A 16,759-nucleotide genomic window follows, 5' to 3' on the forward strand; every position below is an offset into this window, starting at 1 on the left:
CAACGGCCACGACGTGTCCGACCGCGGCCGGATCAGCCAGAAGGTCCGCGACGCCTACGCCAAGGCCAACGGCTGAGCGGGTCACCCACGGTCGTCGAGCTGCGCGAGGGCCTCGCGCAGCTCGACCGACACCTCGCCTTCCTCACGGTCCGGGTCGCCGACGTCGGTGACCCGGACCTCGGCGTCCCCCTCGCCGAGGCGCTCGAGATCGCCCCGGAGTGGATCGCGCGCTACGAGCGGCTGACGGTCGCGCAGTCCGGGGTCGCGCCGCCCGGCATGCCGGCAGCCTTCGTCCTGCAGTACCTGCTCGACCCGCTCGCGACGGTCGTCGCGACGGCGGCGATGCGCACCCCCTTCGCGCTGTCCGCCGAGACCCGGCTGTGGTCCCTCGACCTGGACCCGGTGTACGCCTACCCGGTGGCGGTGCAGGTGCGTGCCGGCGGTCACCGGCGCATCGCCGACGACTTGGAGCGCCACGAGGCCGCGTGGCGGTCCTACCGCGCCGCCGCGACCGGGCTCGCGACCGGCCTGCCGACCCCGACGAAGATGAGCAGCCGCCAGCGCCTCGGCATGGTCGAGGACATGTGGGAGCAGGCGCTCGCCCGCACCATCGGCCGCACCCCACCGCGCCGGCTCTCGTGCTGCCTGATGTACGCCCTCCCGGGCTGCCTGCCCTGCGCCGGCTGCCCGCGGACCGCCGGGGCCTGACCCGCTGCCCCCCCCGCATTGCCCTAGGGCAATGCGACCTCTTCCGACCGTTCGTCTGCATTGCCCTAGGGCAATGCAGACGAGTGGCCGACGGGCGGGAAGGGGGAGGGGAGACCGCATGGGATACGGTTCGTTGGTCAGCGGGCACGATCAGCGATGATCTCGCTCCGATTGTCTTGATCTTGTATCGAGGAGGAGCCGTGCGCATCGCCGTCGTCGGGTGCGGGGAGGTCGGGACGACCTATGCCCGCGCTCTGGTCGACGGGGGCGCCCACGAGCTCGTGCTGTGCGACCCGGCGCCGGGAGAGGCCCTCGCGAAGTGGGCCCGCGAGCACCACGTCCCGCTCCACGAGTCCCTCGGGCCGTGGCTCGCGCAGGTCCAGCGCGCCTGGGTCTGCGTCGCCGGCGACCTCGCCCACGACGTCGTCCGCGGACTCGTCGACCACCTGCCCGTCGGGGCCGTCGTCGTCGACCTCACGACCGCCTCCCCGGCCGACAAGCGCCGCTCCGCCGACGCGGCGGCGGGCCGGACCGGCTACGCCGATGCCGTCATCATGGGAGCCGTGGGCCTGACCGGCGCCGCGACCCCGCTCCTCGTCGCCGGCCCACCCGCCGGCCTCGAGGGGCTCGAGGACCTCGGCGCGCCCGTGCGGCACCTCCCCGCCGCGGGGCCTGGGGACGCGGCGGCGCTCAAGCTGCTGCGCAGCGTCCTCACCAAGGGGCTCGAGGCGCTCGGTGTCGAGTGCCTCCTCGCGGCCGAGGAGCTCGGGGTCCGCCACGAGCTCGCCTCTGTCTTGGCCGACATCGACGAGGGTGGTCTGACCCCCTTCGTCGAGGCGGTCGTGCGCTCCCACCCGCAGCACGCCGCACGACGTCGCCACGAGGTCGCCCGCGCGGCCCTCCAGCTCGCCGACAGCGGTCGTCCGTCACCGCTGCTCCGGGAGGTGGAGGCGCGCTTCGCCGGCACGGCGGAGGCCGCCGCCGGCGACCCGCCCACGACCACGAGCCTCGACGACGCACTCGCCTGGCTCGCGACGACCACCCGCACGACCGACAGGAGCTGACATGGATCTCGGGATCACCGGCAGGACCGCACTCGTCCTCGGCGGAGGTGGTGGGCTCGGCGGGGCCATCGCCCGCGAGCTCGCCGCGGAGGGCGCGACCGTCGTCGTCGCGGGCCGCAGCCGCGAGCGCCTCGACGCGACCGTCGCCGACATCACCGCCGCCGGCGGCCGGGCTCATGCGCTCGTCTGGGACCTCGGCGAGCTCGACGTCGTCGACGCCCGCATCGGCTGGATCGAGGAGACCGTCGGCGGTGTCGACATCCTCGTGGGCAACACCGGCGGGCCGCCGCCGGGGGCCGTCACCGCCGCCGACGCGTCGGTGTGGGAGACCCAGTTCCGCTCGATGGTCCTCTCCGTCATCACCATCACCAACCGCGTGCTGCCCGGCATGCGCGAGCGCGGGTGGGGGCGGGTCATCACCTCGACGAGCTCGGGTGTCGTCGCGCCCATCCCCGGGCTCGGGCTGTCCAACGCCCTGCGCAGCACGCTGCTCGGCTGGTCCAAGACCCTCGCCGGCGAGGTCGCCGCCGACGGCATCACGGCCAATGTCGTCGTGCCGGGCCGGATCGCGACCGACCGCGTCGCCTTCCTCGACGCGGCCAAGGCCGAGCGCGAGGGCCGCACCGCCGAGCAGGTCACCGCCGCGAGCCTCGCGACGATCCCCGCCGGCCGCTACGGCGATCCCCGCGAGTACGCCCAGACCGTCGCCTTCCTCGCCGGCGTGCCCGCCGGCTACATCACCGGGTCGGTCGTCCGCGTCGACGGCGGCTACGTCCCGGCGATCTGAACCACCCACCACACCAGGAGCCACGATGACCCTCTCCCGCACCACGGCCGGCGTCTACGCGATCGCGCCGACCCCCTTCGCCCCCGACGGCAGCGTCGACCACGCCTCCCTCGACCGGCTCGTCGACTTCTACGGCGAGGTCGGCGTCGACGGGCTCACCGTCCTCGGCCAGCTCGGCGAGGCGCCCAAGCTCGACCAGGACGAGGCCGTCGAGATCGCGCGCCGGGTCATCGAGCGGACCGACGTGCCGGTCGTCGTCGGGGTCTCCGCACCCGGCTTCGCCGCGATGCGCTCGCTCACCGCCGCGGTCATGGACGCCGGTGCCGTCGGCGTGATGATCGCCCCGCCCAACACCCTGCGGACCGACGACCAGGTCGTCGGGTACTACGCCGGCGCGGCGGACGCGATCGGGGAGGGGACCCCCTTCGTCATCCAGGACTACCCGCTCACCTTCAGCGTGCAGATGTCGCCGGGCACCATCGCGCGCATCGCCCGCGACAACCCGGGTGCCGTGATGCTCAAGCACGAGGACTGGCCGGGGCTGGAGAAGATCACCGCCCTGCGTGACCTCGAGGCGAAGGGGGAGATGCCGCGCCTGTCCGTCCTGACGGGCAACGGCGGGCTCTTCCTCGACTACGAGATGGAGCGCGGCGCGGACGGGGCGATGACCGGCTACTGCTTCCCCGACCTGCTCGTCGACGTCGTGCGGATGTCGCGGGCGGGGGAGCGGGAGGCGGCGCACGACCTCTTCGACGCGCACCTGCCGCTGATGCGCTACGAGCAGCAGCCGGGCGTCGGTCTCGCGGTGCGCAAGTACGTCCTGCAGCGCCGCGGGGTCCTCGCCTCCGACGCGCAGCGCTCGCCCTCGCGCGGCCTGACGCCGACCGCCCGCGCCGAGGTCGACCACCTGCTGCAGCGGCTCGCGCGGCACGACGCGCGCGCGGCCTTCTGAGCCGGTGGCCCGCGCCGACGGCGTCTACGAGAGCCTGCGCAGCCGGATCCTCTCCGGCGAGCACCCGCCGGGCAGCCGCCTGCCCGAGGAGGCCCTGAGCGAGGCGCTCGGGGTGAGCCGCACCCCCGTGCGCTCGGCCTTGCACCGCCTCGCCGACGAGGGGCTGGTGACCCTCGAGCCACGACGGGGCGCCTTCGTCGCGGAGTTCACCCGGGCGGACGTGGACGAGGTCTTCGAGCTGCGGGGGCTGCTCGAGCGCCGCGCGGCCGCCCGGGCGGCGGTGCACCGCAGCGCCGACCACGTCGCGCGGCTGTCCGAGCTCGTCGAGGAGATGAGCGCCCTTGCGGCCCAGGGGGGCAGCAGCCGGCTCGACGACCTGCACCACAACAACCGGGACTTCCACGAGCTCGTCCTCGCGGCCGCCGAGTCGCCGCGCCAGTTCAGGATCACGACGGCCCTCGCGCGCACCTCGCTCACCCCGGGCAGCTTCTTCGACTACGAGGACGAGGACATCGACCGCAGCGTGCAGTTCCACCGGATGATCTCCCGCGCCGTCGCCGACGGGCAGGCCGAGCTGGCCGGCGACCTCATGGCCGCGCACATCGGCATGGCCCACCGGTCCTTGGTCGGGCGCCGCTTCGCGGCCCCCTGAGGCTGCATTGCCCTAGGGGAATGCAGGTTCGGGGGACGGGGCGTCAGGGGAGGAGGGGGGCGAGGAGGTCGCCGTGCTCGGCGAGCCGGTCGAGGACCTGCTCACCGTCGAGCTGGACGAGCGCGTCCGGGTCCTCGGCGCCGGCCTCGACCTCGTCCCACGTGCGGGGCGCCGCGACCCAGGGGTCGTCACGTCCACGCATCGAGTAGGGGCAGATCGTCGTCTTCGCCGCGACGTTCTGGCTCCAGTCGAGGAAGACCTTGCCCGGGCGCAGGGTCTTGGTCATCTTCCACAGCACGAGGTCGGGGTGCTTCTTGGTCATCTCCTGGGCGAGCTGCTGCGCGAGGTCGCGGACCTGGTCGCTCGTGAGGTCGCCACCGAGCGCCGCGTAGAGCTGCATCCCCTTGCTGCCCGAGGTGACGGGGTGGAGGTCGAGCCCGAGGGAGCCGAGCCGCTCGCGCAGCAGCAGCGCCACGCGGGCGCACTCGTGCAGGCCGGCCGGCTTGCCGGGGTCGAGGTCGATGACGAGGCGGTCGGGGTTGATCCGCTGCCCGTCGGCGTCCACGCGCCACTGCGGCACGTGCAGCTCGACGCTGTTGAGGTTGACGAGGTAGGTCAGCTGCGCGAGATCCTGCACGAGCGGGTACGTCACGTCGTCGATCGTCACCCTCGGCAGCCACGAGGGCGCGCCGGAGGGCAGGTTCTTCTCGAAGAAGCTCTCCCCGCCCACACCGTGCGGCCACCGCACCCGCGTCACCGGCCGCTCGGCGAGGTGCGCGAGGAGGGTCTCTCCGGCGCGGGCGTAGTAGTCGAGGATCTCCCCCTTCGTCGTCTCGGTCGCGGGGTACATGACCTTGTCCAGCGAGGTCAGGCGCAGGGTGCGCCCCGCGACCTGGACCCGCGTCGCCGACGTCTCAGGCACCGCTCGTCTCCCTCAGGTCGGCGGCGGTCAGGTCCGACCGCACGCGCAGGTAGGACGGCTGGCGCAGCCGGCCACCGCTGCTGCGGCCCAGGCTCGCCACGTCGATGACGACCTCCGGCTCCACCCACGTGGTCCCGCGCGCGTCCTCGCGCGGCACCTCGGTGACGAAGGGGGGCCCCGCTCGCTCCAGCGGACGCAGCCGCGTGAGGAGACTCGCCCCCGCACGTCCAGCGAGCCCGGAGCCGACCCGGCCGGCGAACTCCCACCCGGAGCCGCCGGGCTCGCCGACGAGCACGGACCCCAGGGCGACGCCGCCGGTCTCGGGGCGCCAGCCGCAGACGACGACGGACTCGCTGGCGCGGTGGGGCAGCTTGAGCCAGTCCGTGGAGCGGCGGCCAGGGTGGTAGAGCGAGGTGCGGCGCTTGGAGACGATGCCCTCGAGGCCCTGCTCGGCGGTGGCGGCGAGCAGGCCGGCCCCGTCGTCGTGGACCGGCGGCGTCTGCCAGCGCGTGCCCTCGAGCTCGAGCTGCTCCAGGAGCGCCCGCCGCGCGGTCCACGGCTGCCCCGTGAGGTCCTGGCCGAGCAGGCGCAGGACGTCGAAGACCATGTACGTCACCGGCCGGGCGACCGCCGCCCGCGCGGCCCGGCGCGCGTCGGTCACGTGCATGCGCTCGGCGAGCGCGCCGAAGGAGGGCCGCCCGTCCTCGAGCGCGACGACCTCGCCGTCGAGGACCATGTCGTCGTAGAGGTCGGCGAGGGGGACGAGCTCGGGGAAGGAGACCGTGACGTCCCGGCCGGTGCGGCTCGTCAGCGTGAGGCCGCCGCCCTTCGCCTCGGCGATGACCCGCATCCCGTCCCACTTGACCTCGTGCGCCCAGCCGGGACCCGCGGGGACGGACTCGGTCGCGGTGGCGAGCATCGGGCGCATGGCCCCATCCTGCCGTGGGGATACCCACCCCGGGCGCGTGGGATGCTGGCGCGTATGCCCCCCGCCCGTCGCGCCGTGCTCGGCGCGGGCCTCGCCGCCCCGCTGCTCGGCACGCCCGCGCTCACGGCGTGCGGAGGACGCTCCTGGGACGACCTGCCCGACGCCCGGCTGACGATCGCGACCGGCAACCCCGGCGGGGTCTTCCACCGCTACGGCGAGGCGCTCGCGGAGGTCTTCGCCGAGCGGCTGGGCCTCACCGTCCGCACCCGCGGGACCAATGCGAGCATCGACAACGTCCGCGAGGTGTCGCAGCGGGTGAGCGACATCGGCTTCACCCTCGCCGACGTCGCGGCTGACGCCCGCCGCGGGCGCGGTGAGTTCCGTGAGCCGGTCGACATCGTCGCGATGGCCCGCGCGTACGACAGCTTCGTCCACCTCGTCGTGCGCGCAGACTCCGGCATCCGCTCGCTCGAGGACCTGCGCGGCCGCCGCGTGAGCCTCGGTGCGACCGGCTCGGGTACGCGCGGCATCGCCTGGCGGGTCGTGCGCGCGGCGGGTCTCGACGACGAGGACATCGAGCAGATCGCCGAGACCCTGCAGGAGTCCGCGGACGCGGTCGCCCAGGACACCCTCGACGCCTTCTTCTTCGTGAGCGGGCTGCCGAACACCGCGGTCCTGCGGCTGTCCGAGCAGGTACCGATCCGGCTCGTCCCGCTCGGCACGATGGCACCGCGCCTGGCCCGCGACCACGGCGCCGAGTTCTCCCGGTCCTCCATCCCCGCGTCGACCTACGGGCTCGAGCGCGCCGTCGACACGGTGAGCGTGCAGAACCACGTGCTCGTGCGGCCGGACCTCGACGACGACCTCGTCTACGCGCTCACCCGGGTGATGTTCGAGGAGCAGCCGGCGATCGAGGAGCTCGCGCCCGGCCTGCGCCAGCCCAACGTCGGCACGGCGATCTACACCAGCCCGCTGCCGCTGCACCCCGGCGCGCTGCGGTACTACCGCGAGCAGCGCTAGTCGGCGCCGGGCAGGGTGAGGTCCACGGTGAGCCCGCCCCCCGGGGTCTGCGAGACCTCGACGTCACCGCCGCACTCGGTGAGCCGAGCGCGCACGATGGCCAGCCCGAGGCCGGTGCCCTGCACGTTCTGGTGGGCGCGTCCGCGGAAGAACCGCGCCCCCACCCTGGCCAGGTCGTCGGGGTGGAGCCCCGGCCCGTGGTCGACGACCCGCACCCGCACCGGTCCGGCGAAGGGGGATCCCCCCGCCTGCGTCACCGTCACCTCGACCGGTGAGCCGGGCGCGAACTTCGCGGCATTGTCGAGCAGCGCGTCGAGGGCGGTGTCGAGGACCTCGACGGTCGCGAGGGCGGGCGCCTCGGGCGGGGCGTGGACCGTGAGCCGGTCGAAGACCGGTGCCCACATCTCGCAGCGATGGCGCACGACCACGGCGACGTCGACGCGGGTGCGGGCGACGGTCGCGGCACCGACCTGGGAGAGGTGGAGCAGCGACTCGACGGTCGCGCTGAGCCGGTCGGTCTCCTCGAGGACCGGCTCGACGTCGTCCCGGTCGACGCCCTCGGAGGCGAGGTTCTCCACCCGCAGGCGCAGCGCGGTGAGTGGGTTGCCGAGCTGGTGGGCCGCGTCGGCGACGAGCTCGCGCTGCTGGGCCTGGGAGGCCTGCACGCTGTCGGCCATCCCGTTGAAGGAGTGCGCCAGCTCGCGCAGCTCGGCCGGGCCGGTCTCGTTGGCGCGGGCGTCCATGTCCCCGGAGCTCAGCCGCCTGGCGGTGACGTCGAGGGCGTGGACCGGCCGCAGGACCCAGCCGACGGCGGGCACGACGACACCGTAGGCGGCGAGCAGCACGGTCGCGGCGCCGAGCCCACCGAGCACGAGCAGCCGCACGAGGACGTCGGAGCGCACCTCGTCGGTCGGGGCCACGACGACGACCGCTCCGAGCACCTGGGCGTCGCGGCCGACCGGCGAGCCGATGAGCATCTGCTCCTCGTGCCAGGGCCAGGCGGTCTCCGGCGGGTGCGTGGTGGCGCCGGTCAGGGCCCGGGTGATCGCCGCCTCGGTGCGCGGGCCGGCGGGGTCGGTCCCGGCACTCGTCACGACCTCACGGTTGGCGTCGGTGACGACGACCGAGCCGCCGTACACCTCGGTGTAGCGCCGCAGCTCGCTCTCGAGGCTGACGACGTCGTCGTCCTCGATGGCGTCCTCGGCGAGCACGGCGAAGCGGGCGACGTCACCGAGCCGACCGACGAACTGGTCCTGCGTGCGGTCCGCGGCGTAGGCGGCGAGGAGCGGGACCATGAGCGCCATGAGGAGCATCGCCAGGAGGGGCAGGGCGATGGCGAGCATGCGACGGCGCACGGATCAGCCCCGGTCCCGGATCCGGTAGCCGATGCCGCGCACGGTCTCGATGAGGCCCGGCCGGCCGAGCTTGGTGCGCAGGGCGGAGACGTGCACGTCGAGGGTGCGCGAGGCACCGATCCACGAGGTGTCCCAGATCGACTCCATGAGGGCCTCGCGGGTGATGGCGTCACCGCCGGCCTGCACGAGGGCCGCCAGCAGGTCGAACTCCTTGCGGGTCAACGAGACCTCGACCTCCCCGGCCCACACGCGGCGTGCGCCGTGGTCGAGCCGCACGTCGCCGACCTGCTCGACGGGCACCGGGACGGCATGGCCGGAGCGGCGCATCACCGCGTCGATGCGCGCCATGAGCTCGGCGAGGCGGTAGGGCTTGGTGACGTAGTCGTCGACGCCGGCGCGCAGCGCGGAGACGACGGAGGCCTCGTCCCGGCGGGCGGTCACGGCGATGATCGGCACCCCGGTGAGCTGGCGGATCTGGCGGGCCAGCGCCAGGCCGTCCTGGTCGGGCAGACCCATGTCGAGGAGCACGAGGTCGACGTCCTCGTAGCGGCCGATCGCCTCGGCCGCGGTCGCCGCTCGCGTGACGATCAGCTGGGCCCGGCGCAGCGCGGGTTCCAGGGCCGCGACGACCCGGTCATCGTCCTCGACGAGCAGGACTCGCACGGTCTCCCTCGTGGCAGCTGGGGGTGGGTCGAGCGTCAGATGTATGTAAAGTCCGACGCGATCCGCCCGGATGGGAGGTGGATCGCACCTACGTTACCCGCATGCCAACGGACAGCGTCGCCCGTGAGCACAAGCTCACCCCCGAGCCCGTCGACGTCGACAACCTTGTTGCCGACTACGACGAGGAGCGGCCCTCGCGCCAGCTCTCACCGCGCCTCGACCTCTTCGTCGGGGTCTGGTGCTTCCTGGTCGCCCTCTTCGTGCTCCGGCAGGTCTTCGACCCGCTCGAGCTGGGCAGCCAGTACTACCTCGTCTTCTTCCTCGCCACGACCCTCCCGCTCGTCTTCCTCACCTACCGCATGTGGGGGCGAAGGGAGGCAGCCGCCGACATCGACCCCGTCACCGACACCGCCGGTCGTCCCGCGCGATCGGACAACCCGGGGATCATCGACTGGGTCCTCGCGCTCGTCGCGCTCCTCGTCGGCCTCTACCCGGTGCTGCCGGTCCCGCTCAGCGACATCGGTTTCGGCGGCTACGAGGGCTTCCTGGACCGGCAGGGCTCGCTGCTCACGCTCGACGTCGTCGCCGGCCTGGTCCTCATGGTGCTCGTGCTCGAGGCGACCCGGCGCACGACGGGCCTCGTCCTGCCGATCGTCTGCCTGATCTTCTTCGCCTACGCCTACTACGGCGGGTTCCTCCCCGTCGGCTGGTCGATCAGCCACATCGGGCTCAACCTCGAGCAGATCATCAACGCGCTCTACAACGAGGCCTCCGGGTTCTTCGGCGTGCCGCTCGACGTCGCCGCGACGTACATCGTGCTCTTCACGATGTACGGCGCCGTCCTCGACCGGATGGGCGCGGGGCGCTTCTTCGTCGAGTTCAGCTTCTCGCTCTTCCGCAAGTCCGCCTCGGCCCCCGGCCGCACCGCCGCGACCTCGGGCTTCCTGCTCGGCACGGTCTCCGGGTCGGGCACCGCGACCGCGGTGACGCTCGGGTCCTTCGCCTGGCCGATCCTCAAGCGGGCCGGCTACCCCAAGGAGGCCGCCGGTGGCATGCTCGCCGCGGCCGGCATCGGCGCGATCCTCTCCCCGCCGACGATGGGTGCCGCGGCCTTCATCATCGCCGAGTACCTGAGCGTCTCCTACATCGAGGTGCTCATCTGGGCCATCGTCCCGACGCTGCTGTACTACCTCGGCATCTTCCTCGCCGTCGAGATCGACGCCCGGCGCTTCGGTGCCCGCCGCGTCGAGCTGGCCATCGGCAACCCCCTTCGCCTGCTGGCCCGCTCGGGCTACCACTTCATCAGCCTCGGCGTCATCGTCTTCTTCCTCGCGATCGACGTGCCGCCCTTCAAGGCGGTCGTCTACGCCACGGCCACCGCCGCGGTCTTCGGGCTCGCCGAGGCGGTGCTCTCCCGGCGCCGCGTCGTGAGCGGGTTCGACGACCACGACGTCGACCTCGAGCGCATGGAGCTCGGCGACTCGCTCAAGGACTACGGCACGCGCCTGTACTCGGCGCTGAGCTCGGGCATCCGCTCGGCGCTGCCGGTCATCGCGGTCTGCGCCGCGGCCGGCGTCATCACCTCGGTTATCGCCAAGACCGGCCTCGGGCAGATCCTCTCGGACGTGCTCATCCAGGCCGCCGACGCGCTGGCCTTCAACGACGCCTCGCTCATCGTGCTGTCGGCGCTCTTCTCCGCGATCGCGATCCTCATCCTCGGCCTCGCGGTGCCCGTCACCGCGTCCTTCATCCTCAGCTGGGTGATCATCGGGCCGGCGCTCATCGCGCTCGGCGTCGAGGCCCCGCAGGTCGCGATGTTCATCTTCTACTACGCCGTGCTCTCGGAGGTCTCGCCACCGACGGCCCTGGCCGCCGTGGCCTCGGCCGCCATCACCGGCGGCCGGGTCATCCCGACGATGATCCAGGCCTGCAAGTACACGCTGCCGGCCTTCCTCGCGCCGCTCGCCTTCGTCGTCACCGACAACGGTGCGCTGCTCATCGCGGAGGGCTCCTTCCGCGACGTCGCGTGGGCCTTCGTCGTCGCCGGCTTCGCCGTCGGCGCGCTGGCCGTCGCCACCACCGGCTGGATGTTCGGCCCGACCTCCCTGCTCGAGCGGGCGCTCTGCGTCCCGGCCGCGCTCCTGCTCCTCTACCTGGTGCCCACCTCGATCGCCATCGGCTTCGCCGTGCTGGCCGTCGCGGTGGTCCTCCACCTCGTCCGACGCCGGGTTCGCCGCGACGCGACCCCGGTCGAGGCGACCACCTGACCCACCCGAGCTCCACCCCCTTCGCCCGCCCGGGCACCGCACCACCCACACCGCAACCGAAAGGCTCGACGATGCGCCGCACCACAACCATCACCGGACTCTCCCTCGCCGCAGCACTCGCCCTGTCCGCCTGCGGCGGCCAGCAGGACCGCAGCGGAGGCGAGAGCGGGGCCGACGAGAGCAGCTGTGACGCCGGTCAGGGCCGCCTCAACATCGCCACCGGCAACTCCACCGGCGTCTACTACGTCGTCGGCGGAGGCCTCGCCAAGCTCGTCAACGACAAGACCGACCTGCAGGCCACCTCCGCCGAGACCGGCGCGTCCGTGCAGAACATCCAGCAGGTCGTGAGCGGCGACTACGACGCCGGCTTCTCGCTCGCCGACACCGCCTCTGACGCGGTGGCCGGCAAGGGCGACTTCAAGGACAAGAAGGCCGACGTCTCGACCCTCGGCCGGATCTACTCCAACTACACGCACGTCGTCGTCAGCAAGAAGTCCGGGATCAACTCGGTCAAGGACTTCAAGGGCAAGACGATCTCGACCGGTTCGCCGAAGTCCGGCACCGAGGTCATCGCCAACCGCCTCATCGAGACGAGCGGCCTGGACCTCAAGGACGTCAAGCGCCAGCGCCTCGACCTCACCAAGACCGTCGACGGGATGAAGGACGGCTCGATCGACGGGCTCGTGTGGTCCGGCGGCCTGCCGACCCCGGCGATCACCGACCTCTTCACCTCGATGGGTGACGACGTCGAGTTCGTCGACGTCACGCCCCAGCTGGGCAAGATGCAGGAGCTGAACGAGGTCTACGAGGAGTCGACGATCCCCAAGGCCACCTACGACCTCGACGCCGACGTCAAGACCATCGCCGTGCCCAATGTCATCGTCGTCCGCAACGACATGCCCGACAACGTCGCCTGCGCGATCACCAAGCTCATGATCGACGAGAAGGACGCGCTCGCGCAGGTCCACCCGGCGGCCAAGGAGATCGAGCCCGAGACGATGAAGGAGACCGGCCCCATCCCGCTGCACCCCGGCTCGGAGCGGGCCCTGGAGGAGACCAAGTGACGCCGCTCGAGCTCTTCGCGACCGACTCCCTGATCGGGGAGGAGGACCGCGCGATCCGCGACACCGTCCGCAAGTACGTCGAGTCCAAGATCAAGCCCCAGGTCGCCGATTGGTACGAGAGCGGCCAGGTCCCCGCCCGGGAGCTGGCGCGCGAGCTCGGCTCGCTCGGCGTCCTCGGGATGCACCTCGAGGGCTACGGGTGCGCGGGGACGTCGGCGACGGCCTACGGCCTGGCGTGCATGGAGCTGGAGGCCGGTGACTCCGGCCTGCGCTCCCTCGTCAGCGTCCAGGGGTCGCTTGCGATGTTCGCCATCTGGAAGCACGGGTCGGAGGAGCAGAAGCAGCAGTGGCTGCCGCGCATGGCCGCCGGTGAGGCGATCGGCTGCTTCGGGCTGACCGAGCCGGACTTCGGCTCCAACCCGGCGGGCATGCGCACGCGTGCCCGCCGGGACGGCGACGACTGGGTCCTCACCGGCAACAAGATGTGGATCACCAACGGCTCCGTCGCCGACGTGGCCGTCGTGTGGGCGCAGACCGAGGACAAGGTGCGCGGGTTCGTCGTGCCGACCGACACCCCCGGGTTCTCCGCGCCGCTCATCAAGCGCAAGGTCTCGCTGCGCGCCTCCGTGACGAGCGAGCTCGTGCTCGAGGACGTGCGGCTGCCCGCCGACGCCGTGCTGCCCGAGGTCGCGGGCCTCTCCGGCCCGCTGTCCTGCCTCAACGAGGCGCGCTTCGGGATCGTCTTCGGTGCGCTCGGCGCGGCACGCGACTGCCTGGAGACGGCGATCACGTACAGCCGGGAGCGGGAGATCTTCGACAAGCCGCTCGCGGGCTACCAGCTGACGCAGGCCAAGCTCGCTGACATGTCGCTCGAGCTGGGCAAGGGGATGCTGCTCGCGCTGCAGATCTCCCGGCTCAAGGACGAAGGGAGCCTGGTGCCCGAGCAGGTCTCGCTCGGCAAGCTCAACAACGTGCGAGAGGCGATCGCCATCGCGCGCGAGTGCCGCACGATCCTCGGGGCCGCGGGCATTACGCTCGAGTACCCGATCATGCGGCACGCCAACAACCTCGAGTCGGTCCTCACCTACGAGGGCACCAGCGAGGTGCACCAGCTCGTCATCGGGCGGGCGCTCACCGGAGAGGCCGCCTTCCGGTGATCGCCCCCGGTGCCCTCGCGGGCGTGCGGGTCGCGGACTTCAGCCGCGTCCTCGCCGCTCCGTACGCGACCATGCTCATGGCCGACCTCGGCGCGGAGGTGATCAAGGTCGAGCGCCCCGACGGGGGTGACGAGACGCGCGCCTGGGGTCCGCCCTGGTCCGACGACGGGGAGTCGACGTACTTCCTCTCGGTCAACCGCAACAAGGAGTCGCGGGTGCTCGACCTGCGCTCCGAGGTCGACCGGGCGGAGGCGCTCGACCTCGTCGCCGGGTGCGACGTCGTCGTCGAGAACTTCCGCGCCGGGACCATGGAGCGTCTCGGTCTCGGCTGGGAGGAGCTGTCCGCGAGGGACCCGGGGCTCGTCTACTGCTCGATCACGGGGTTCGGCTCGGGGGCCGGCGCCGACCTGCCCGGCTACGACCTCGTCGCGCAGGCCGTCGGCGGGCTCATGTCGGTCACCGGCTCGCCGGAGTCCGGCCCGCTCAAGTCCGGGGTCGCGCTCGTCGACATCATCACCGGCCTGCACGCGACCATCGGCATCCTCGCCGCGCTGCGGCACCGGGAGCGCACCGGCGAGGGGCAGCGGGTCGAGGTCAACCTGCTCTCCTCGCTGCTCTCGGCGCTCGCCAACCAGGCGTCGACCCACGTCGTCACGGGAGCGGTCCCGCAGGCCATGGGCAACCTCCACCCGAGCATCGCGCCCTACGAGGTCTTCGCCACGGCCGACCGCCCCGTGGCGATCGCCGCGGCCAACGACAAGCTCTTCCGGCTCCTCGCCGAGGGCATCGGGCGGCCGGAGCTGGTCGACGACCCGCGCTTCGCGAGCAATGCCGAGCGCGTGGCCCACCGGGCCGTGCTCACGGCGGAGCTCGAGGACGCGCTGGCCGGTCACGGCGCGGACCACTGGTTCGACCTGCTCTCGTCCAAGGGCGTGCCCTGCGGCCCGATCAACGACCTCGACCAGGCCTTCGAGCTGGCCCGTACGCTGGGCCTCGACCCGGTCCACGAGGTGCCGGGGGAGGACGGTCGGGCACCCGTGCCCACCGTGTCCCACCCGATCTCGATGTCGCGGACGCCGGCGACCTACCGCACGGCGCCACCCCCCTTCGTCCCCTGAGGAGACCCGACCATGACCCTGCGCGTGGCCGTCATCGGCGGCGGCATCATCGGTACGGCCGTGGCGCGCCTGCTCGCCCGCGAGCACGGCGCCACGGTGACCCTGCTCGACAAGGAGGGGCACCTCGCAGCCCACCAGACCGGGCACAACAGCGGGGTCGTCCACGCGGGCCTGTACTACGAGCCCGGCAGCCTCAAGGCGACGTTGTGCCGCAGGGGTGTCGGGCTGCTGCGGGAGTTCGTCGACGAGCACGACATCGCCTACGACGAGTGCGGCAAGGTCGTCGTCGCGCTCGACGAGGTCCAGGCCGGGCGCCTCGACGCGCTCCACGCCCGCGCAGTCGCCAACGGCGTGCCCGGGGCGCGGCTCGTCGACGGCGACGGTCTGCGCGAGATCGAGCCCGGCGCCACGGGGGTGCGCGCCCTGCACTCGCCCACGACGGCGATCGTCGACTACCCGGCCGTGACGCGGGCGCTCGGCGCGCAGCTCACGGACGCCGGGGGAGAGGTGCGGCTCGGCCACGAGGTGACCGGCCTCGTCGACCGCGGCACCGGGGTGCGGGTCGAGACGGTGACGAAGGGGGCAGCCGACGGCGCCGAGTACGACCTCGTCATCGCGTGCGGCGGTCTGCAGAGCGACCGGCTCGCCGCGATGCTCGGCGAGTCCCGCAGCCCGCGGATCGTGCCCTTCTACGGGGACTACTTCGTGCTGCCGCGCGAGCAGCGCGCGGCTGTGCGGGGGATGGTCTACCCGGTGCCGGACCCGCGCTACCCCTTCCTCGGCGTGCACGTCACTCCGCGCGTCGACGGTGTGCTGACGCTCGGCCCCAATGCCTTCCTCTCGCTCGGGCGCGAGTCCTACGGGCGGCGCGCGCCGGTGCCCGCGGACGTCCTCGACGTCGTGGGGTTCTCGGGGTTCTGGCGCTTCGCCGCGGCGAACCTGCCTGCGGCAGTGCGGGAGTCGCGCACCGCGCTCAGCTCGCGACAGTTCGTCGCCGAGGCGCGCAAGTACGTGCCCGGGCTCGACACCTCGGGTGCCGTCCGCGGCACGAGGGGTGTGCGTGCGCAGGCGATGGGCGAGGACGGACACCTCGTCGACGACTTCGTCATCACCGGGACCGACCGGGTCGTCCTCGTGCGCAACGCGCCCTCGCCCGGCGCGACCTCGGCGCTCGCGATCGCCGAGCACGTCGTGGCCGAGGCCATGGCCCGTCGCTCGGGGCGCTGAGGACGGTCAGTAGGTCCGGTGGCGCCAGGAGCCGATCCGACCGCCGCTGAACGATGCCCTCGCGTCGGTGCGGTCGGGGTCGTAGTAGCCGTAGACCCCTCCGATCCGCGTCACCCCCAGGTACGCGCCCGCCCGCGGTCGTTCGATGCAGCGCCCTGACGCGAAGGTCACGAAGTTCTGGTAGCCGGTGCGGCGCAGGGTCGTGCGCGTCACCGTCGCCGTGCTGTCCCGGCGGACCTTGACCTGGAGGAGCTCTCCCTTCGTCGTCGTCGCGATGACCGTGTCGGCCCAGGGCGTGCTGCGGTCCAGGCTCATCGTCTTGACGTCGGCGAGGGTCGACCACCTGATGACCCGGCCCCTGACAGGGGCACCTCCGGGAGCGATCTCGTAGCGGACCAGGTGCCGCCCGGCGAGGCGGTAGTAGTACGTCCGGCTCGCGGTGAGGGCACGGGTGCTCGACCAGTCGCCCGGGACCCGTCGCATCGCGTAGCGGCCGGTGTCGTCCTGGTCGCTGAGCCACTGGGTCCACACGAAGACGCGACCTCGGTCGTCGACGGCGAGCTGCTTGGTCGTCGTGCCGTCGCCGGTCCACGTCGCCGAGGACTGCGCGACATGCCGGGGCCAGACGGACAGCGGTCGTTGCTCGATGTCCCACGTGCGCAGGTAGCCGGAGCGCATGACCACCCTGTAGAGGCGTCCGGCGGAGCTGACGGAGTAGGACCTCGCCGCGCAGTTGACCGGGATCCCGTGCGGGGGTTCGGTGGCCGGCGCAGCGGCCCCGGCGAGGGCCGGCCCGGGTCCGAGAGCGGTCGTCGCGATGGCTGCGGCGAGGGTGGCGAGGCGTCGACCGATCATGGTGTCCTCCGTGCACGAGG

At 72.8% G+C, this 16,759-nt stretch carries 16 protein-coding genes; 11 read left to right on the forward strand and 5 right to left on the reverse strand.

Annotated elements, in window-relative coordinates:
* The 5 genes from ABC138_RS02490 to ABC138_RS02510 form a co-directional block, all read left to right on the forward strand.
* Positions 1–708 (forward strand): hypothetical protein (locus ABC138_RS02490; RefSeq protein WP_345912661.1); only part of this gene is annotated, 708 nt, incomplete at its 5' end.
* 200 nt (positions 709–908) lie between these two features.
* The gene (locus tag ABC138_RS02495) at positions 909–1,772 is read left to right on the forward strand and encodes an NAD(P)-binding domain-containing protein (protein WP_345912662.1); all 864 of its coding nucleotides are present in this window, start codon (positions 909–911) and stop codon (positions 1,770–1,772) included.
* Position 1,773: 1 nt separating this feature from the next.
* Positions 1,774–2,559 (forward strand): SDR family oxidoreductase, encoded by a 786-nt coding sequence (locus tag ABC138_RS02500; protein WP_345912664.1) that lies wholly within the window; start codon positions 1,774–1,776, stop codon positions 2,557–2,559.
* A 25-nt stretch (positions 2,560–2,584) separates the two neighbouring features.
* Entirely contained in the window at positions 2,585–3,511 is a 927-nt protein-coding gene (locus ABC138_RS02505; RefSeq protein WP_345912665.1) for a dihydrodipicolinate synthase family protein, read from the forward strand.
* A 4-nt stretch (positions 3,512–3,515) separates the two neighbouring features.
* Positions 3,516–4,163, forward strand: coding sequence for a GntR family transcriptional regulator (locus ABC138_RS02510; RefSeq protein ID WP_345912666.1), 648 nt, complete (start codon positions 3,516–3,518; stop codon positions 4,161–4,163).
* A 43-nt stretch (positions 4,164–4,206) separates the two neighbouring features.
* On the opposite strand, the gene ligD (ABC138_RS02515) is transcribed toward ABC138_RS02510, so the two are convergent.
* A complete protein-coding gene (ligD, locus tag ABC138_RS02515; protein WP_345912667.1) occupies positions 4,207–5,085 on the reverse strand; it encodes a non-homologous end-joining DNA ligase in 879 nt (292 codons plus the stop codon).
* Positions 5,078–6,013 carry a non-homologous end-joining DNA ligase gene (gene ligD / locus ABC138_RS02520; protein WP_068426240.1) on the reverse strand — a complete coding sequence of 312 codons (936 nt, stop codon included), beginning with the start codon at positions 6,011–6,013 and terminating at the stop codon, positions 5,078–5,080. The genes ligD (ABC138_RS02515) and ligD (ABC138_RS02520) overlap by 8 nt, the downstream gene beginning before the upstream one ends.
* Before the next feature lie 54 nt (positions 6,014–6,067).
* Here ligD (ABC138_RS02520) and ABC138_RS02525 point away from each other — a divergent pair, with 54 nt between their 5' ends.
* The gene (locus ABC138_RS02525) at positions 6,068–7,033 is read left to right on the forward strand and encodes a TAXI family TRAP transporter solute-binding subunit (protein ID WP_345912669.1); all 966 of its coding nucleotides are present in this window, start codon (positions 6,068–6,070) and stop codon (positions 7,031–7,033) included.
* On the opposite strand, the gene ABC138_RS02530 is transcribed toward ABC138_RS02525, so the two are convergent.
* Positions 7,030–8,388 carry a HAMP domain-containing sensor histidine kinase gene (locus ABC138_RS02530; protein WP_345912670.1) on the reverse strand — a complete coding sequence of 453 codons (1,359 nt, stop codon included), beginning with the start codon at positions 8,386–8,388 and terminating at the stop codon, positions 7,030–7,032. The two genes, ABC138_RS02525 and ABC138_RS02530, sit on opposite strands and share 4 nt — an antisense overlap.
* Before the next feature lie 3 nt (positions 8,389–8,391).
* Positions 8,392–9,051 (reverse strand): response regulator transcription factor, encoded by a 660-nt coding sequence (locus tag ABC138_RS02535; RefSeq protein ID WP_345912671.1) that lies wholly within the window; start codon positions 9,049–9,051, stop codon positions 8,392–8,394.
* 101 nt (positions 9,052–9,152) lie between these two features.
* On the opposite strand from ABC138_RS02535, the gene ABC138_RS02540 reads away from it, so the two are divergent.
* The 5 genes from ABC138_RS02540 to lhgO all read left to right on the forward strand — a co-directional run bounded on the left by ABC138_RS02540 (position 9,153) and on the right by lhgO (position 15,884).
* On the forward strand, positions 9,153–11,318 hold the full coding sequence (locus tag ABC138_RS02540) for a TRAP transporter fused permease subunit (RefSeq protein ID WP_068321316.1): 2,166 nt from the start codon (positions 9,153–9,155) through the stop codon (positions 11,316–11,318).
* Between the two features lie 71 nt (positions 11,319–11,389).
* On the forward strand, positions 11,390–12,382 hold the full coding sequence (locus tag ABC138_RS02545; protein WP_068321320.1) for a TAXI family TRAP transporter solute-binding subunit: 993 nt from the start codon (positions 11,390–11,392) through the stop codon (positions 12,380–12,382).
* On the forward strand, positions 12,379–13,539 hold the full coding sequence (locus ABC138_RS02550; protein ID WP_068321323.1) for an acyl-CoA dehydrogenase family protein: 1,161 nt from the start codon (positions 12,379–12,381) through the stop codon (positions 13,537–13,539). Before ABC138_RS02545 ends, ABC138_RS02550 begins: the two co-directional genes overlap by 4 nt.
* Positions 13,536–14,657: a CoA transferase gene (locus tag ABC138_RS02555; protein ID WP_255218215.1), complete on the forward strand. Its 1,122-nt coding sequence runs from the start codon at positions 13,536–13,538 to the stop codon at positions 14,655–14,657. Before ABC138_RS02550 ends, ABC138_RS02555 begins: the two co-directional genes overlap by 4 nt.
* 12 nt (positions 14,658–14,669) lie before the next feature.
* Complete coding sequence (gene lhgO / locus ABC138_RS02560) at positions 14,670–15,884, forward strand: L-2-hydroxyglutarate oxidase (protein ID WP_068321327.1); 1,215 nt, start codon at positions 14,670–14,672, stop codon at positions 15,882–15,884.
* 6 nt (positions 15,885–15,890) lie between these two features.
* Here the strand turns inward: lhgO and ABC138_RS02565 are convergent, their stop codons facing one another.
* Complete coding sequence (locus ABC138_RS02565) at positions 15,891–16,739, reverse strand: hypothetical protein (protein WP_068321330.1); 849 nt, start codon at positions 16,737–16,739, stop codon at positions 15,891–15,893.
* Between the last annotated feature and the right edge of the window lie 20 nt (positions 16,740–16,759).

Origin of the sequence: Janibacter sp. LM (assembly GCF_039631275.1) — a bacterium.
Lineage (GTDB): Bacteria > Actinomycetota > Actinomycetes > Actinomycetales > Dermatophilaceae > Janibacter > Janibacter terrae.

Coding starts and splice junctions, on each gene's coding strand:
- ABC138_RS02500 (WP_345912664.1), top strand. CDS start 1,774: ATGGATCTCGGGATCACCGGCAGGACCGCACTCGTCCTCGGCGGAGGT.
- ABC138_RS02505 (WP_345912665.1), top strand. CDS start 2,585: ATGACCCTCTCCCGCACCACGGCCGGCGTCTACGCGATCGCGCCGACC.
- ligD (WP_068426240.1), bottom strand. CDS start 6,013: ATGCGCCCGATGCTCGCCACCGCGACCGAGTCCGTCCCCGCGGGTCCC.
- ABC138_RS02525 (WP_345912669.1), top strand. CDS start 6,068: ATGCCCCCCGCCCGTCGCGCCGTGCTCGGCGCGGGCCTCGCCGCCCCG.
- ABC138_RS02540 (WP_068321316.1), top strand. CDS start 9,153: ATGCCAACGGACAGCGTCGCCCGTGAGCACAAGCTCACCCCCGAGCCC.
- ABC138_RS02545 (WP_068321320.1), top strand. CDS start 11,390: ATGCGCCGCACCACAACCATCACCGGACTCTCCCTCGCCGCAGCACTC.
- lhgO (WP_068321327.1), top strand. CDS start 14,670: ATGACCCTGCGCGTGGCCGTCATCGGCGGCGGCATCATCGGTACGGCC.
- ABC138_RS02565 (WP_068321330.1), bottom strand. CDS start 16,739: ATGATCGGTCGACGCCTCGCCACCCTCGCCGCAGCCATCGCGACGACC.